The organism is Parabacteroides sp. AF48-14, from assembly GCF_003477465.1.
Lineage (GTDB): Bacteria > Bacteroidota > Bacteroidia > Bacteroidales > Tannerellaceae > Parabacteroides > Parabacteroides acidifaciens.
In genome coordinates, this window is the sequence record NZ_QUDI01000083.1 from 1 (window position 1) to 3,749 (window position 3,749).

Genomic DNA, 3,749 nt, shown 5'->3' on the forward strand with positions numbered 1-3,749 from the left:
GGGCGATGTATAACGCAGCCTGCCGGGAGGCGGGTGGCCGTTGGAAGGAGAATCCTTTTGCGGGGCTGCGGCTGAAACGGGAGGAGACGAAAAAACGGGCTGTGCCGGTCGAGGTGGTCGAGAGGATTGCCGGGCTGAACCTGCGGGGAAAGCCGGAACTGGCCGGGGCGGTTGATCTGGCGCTGTTCAGCTTTATGGCCTGCGGGATGCCGTTTACGGACTTAGTGCACCTCACACGCGAGAATATCCAGGACGGAGGGCGGCTGCTTGTCTACCGGCGGCGGAAAACAGGGGGGCTGATCCAGATCGGTATCAATACGGGGATGCGTCAACTGATCGAACGGTATGCCCGTCCGGATTCGGTGTATCTGCTATAAACAAACACTTGAACAATATCTTCGAAGAAGGCGAATTGTCACGGGAAGCAACTGTTTCCATTTTGGAAATAGTTCAAAGCGAGGGTACGCGAGAAGTCAAAAGAATGACGGAGTTTTTACAGTCTTGATACAATCTTTACATATAAGGTTTGATTTATAACTAGTTTAGTCGTACTTTTGACCTGATAATACTTAAGAGGAGACGTTTTGATTTACAGAAGGATAATTAAAGTGTTTATTATGCGTTTTAAATATGGTGTAGTCTTACATTTAGTATTGGAGAATAAATTGAAAATGAATTGGGAAAATTATTAATAATGAGAATATTAGTTTTTGTTTTTTTGGTTTTAGTATTAACACAACGTGTAAGTGCGGATGAAGTAATTGATTTAAGATCTCATTTAGAGAATTATCAAATCACTGAAGGGGGTGAGTACCATTTTACTACAAATGGAGAGCTATGGGAATATGGTATTATCGCCACCGCTCAAGATGAGATAACTATTATATTGGAAGATGTCAATATAAAAAGTGTGTCACCCATAGATTGTAATAAAGCAAAAGATGTTTATGTTATTATCAAAGGAAGTAACATATTGGATAATAGCTATCAAGATCGTATCAAAGCTGCTATATCTGCCCCAGCGAATGTAAATGGGCAATTGGTAATTAATGGAACCAACAATGATGATCTAATGATTACAGCAACTTATGGGGCGTGTATTGGTTGGGATAACTATGAGCCAATACACGGTCATAATAGTTCAAGGCTAGTTATCAATGGAGGTCGTTATTTACTCCAAAGTTATTTTGGAGCCGGTATAGGAGCCAGTCAGGGAAGTGTTTTTGGACATATAATTGTAAATGGAGGTATCATTAATTCATCGAGTTGTTATGGGATGGGAATAGGAATAGATGGTGCTGAAACTTTGCCTGATAACCCAATGGAGACTCAGATCACAATTCATGGTGGAACAATAACAGCTCATAGTGATATATACTATGGAATTGGAGATCCCTGCAATAAAAATAAGGCAGCTTATTTTTACTCTAATCTGAATGGAGTTCCAGGAAATGCTTTTGTGATTAGCAATGGAATTGAATTACTCAATACACAGGTACAAGCGGAATATATAGGCGTGTTTTTTACTGATGAACAGACAAAAGTTGGTAGAGTATATGGGAAACCTGTATTAAGCACTGATGCTGAAATACCAGAAGGATATACCTTAGAGGTATGTAGTGATGAAGTCTTAACGGTTGCTGAAGGAACTAAGTTAACAAATAGTGGATCATTGGAGATTAATTCAGGAGGATCTTTTGTTAACAACGGGAATTTGATTATTAATGGAAGTGTGGAAAACAAGGGAACTATTATTAATAATGGGAATATTACTATTTATGATAACAAGGAGGATGTGGTAATAGATGGTATACAGTTTTATGATATTTCTTTTGATCCTAATGGTGAAAATGTAAATGGCATGCCTATTAAAATTTCAACAACTTCAGAGAGTAATGTTCAAGTTGCTATTAATACTTTGCCAACACGTGATGGTTATTTATTTGTTGGCTGGAGCATTTCCCCTGATGCGAAAGAGGCAGTATATATTGATAATAAATTTGAGATAAAAATAAGCAATGAATCTGTTAAACTCTATGCTATATGGAAATCTAATATTTTTAATGTTGACAGTTCAAAGGAAATAGAAATGAACTATGGTGATGATCTATATCTGTTAGATTTGTCTACTTTAGTTAGTTGTATTGATGAGAAGGTTGATTTTTTTCCGGTTGTATCGTATGAGCTTGTTGATAATACGATTGATGGTGTGTCTTTGGAAGATAACTTGTTGATAATTAATAGCTCTATAATGAAAGTTGGCTCTGCTTATGAAATTAAAATCAAATTTAGCAATGGAATATCTTCTTCTGATAAAACAGCTACTGTGGGACTAAAAATAGAACCAAGGAAATTAAGAATTATATATCCTGAAATAGAAGTTCTTTATAGCGATGAAGTTGAGAAGTTTAAGAGCTCTATTCAATTTGGAGGTGCAAAAGAAGGTGAAGTGCCGGCATATAATCATGATAAGTTTGCTGAGAAAGATGGGGTATTATCTTTAAAAAGTAATAGAACTTGTTAATAATGAATTATTTATTGCTTCTAATTATACTATTGATTATAAAGAATTGGTAGATATTAAAATAATACAGAATATAGCTTCAGAACAGAATGTAAGTATTACATATGGTTCAAAAGGTAATAATGGTTGGTATACTTCTGATATCAAAATAGAATGTCCGGAAGGATTTACAATAGAGGGAGAAAAAGTTGCATTGAAAGATGCTTCTTCTAAAATTGATCTAATAATAAGTGAAGAAGGTAATTATGATTTTGAATATACTATTAAAAGCTTTTCTCACAGTAAGACTGACAAATTATCAGTTGCTCTTGATAAAACAGGACCTATTGTTGACTTAACTACTAAGAACTATACTAGTGCAACCTTTACAATTATGGATAATGTAAGCGGTATAGCATCCTATGAGTACACTCTGGACAACAATGAGCCTGTTCTAAACGATGATTTAAGTATTACTGATCCAATAACAATAACTCTTCCTTGTAAATCCGGAAACCATACGTTGTTGGTAAATGCTGTTGATTTAGCTGGAAATACCATGGATGCAAAAACTATATCTTTTACAATTGAAAATGAACCGTATTATCCTCCGGTGCCGCTTCCAAATTACTATTCTGTCATTATACCGGAGATTGAAGGTGTTTCATTTAGTAGCGGCAATGGAAGTTTTGATGTTGCTGAAGATTATGCTTTTGGCTTTTATCTGTACGTTAATGAGGGATATATGCAAAACTCAAAGCCGGTAGTCTTGGCAAATGGAGAAGAGATTGTTTCTCGTGAAGTTGATGGAAAATACATAATAAAGCATGTAACCACTGATACTACAATAGAAGTAACCGGAATCGTAAAGGATCATTCCACAGCTAATACTGAAATTGAGAACAGTATTAAAATATGGAGTTTAAATAGTATTCTTTCTATATATGTACCTCGTCCATTACAGGGATATTTGATTGATCTTTCTGGTAATATAATTAAAGTTGTACATCTTTCTGCAGGAGAGAATAGTATTATTGGAGTACCTTCAGGTCTATTGATTTTGAAATTGGAAGGGATGCCTGGAAGAAAAATTGTTATAGAGTAATACCTGGCTTTACACTCGATGCCTACACAAAGCATTTCCCCCTCCCCATCTGTTGTACCTTTATCATTTTTAATCAGATAGATAAAGGCTTATGCGAAAAAGTGATTTTAGTGAAAGTATGCGGGTGTTGGAAAGGCGCAA

Annotated in this window: 2 protein-coding genes and 1 pseudogene; all 3 read left to right on the forward strand. The window is 36.0% G+C overall.

The window, feature by feature from the left end; genetic code table 11:
* Window positions 1-377: pseudogene (locus tag DW083_RS22180) on the forward strand (hypothetical protein); the annotation flags it as partial.
* A gap of 299 nt (window positions 378-676) precedes the next feature.
* Complete coding sequence (locus DW083_RS21680; RefSeq protein WP_147382180.1) at window positions 677-2,524, forward strand: InlB B-repeat-containing protein; 1,848 nt, start codon at window positions 677-679, stop codon at window positions 2,522-2,524.
* A 46-nt stretch (window positions 2,525-2,570) separates the two neighbouring features.
* A complete protein-coding gene (locus DW083_RS21685) occupies window positions 2,571-3,608 on the forward strand; it encodes a hypothetical protein (RefSeq protein WP_122333799.1) in 1,038 nt (345 codons plus the stop codon).
* Window positions 3,609-3,749: the final 141 nt, after the last annotated feature.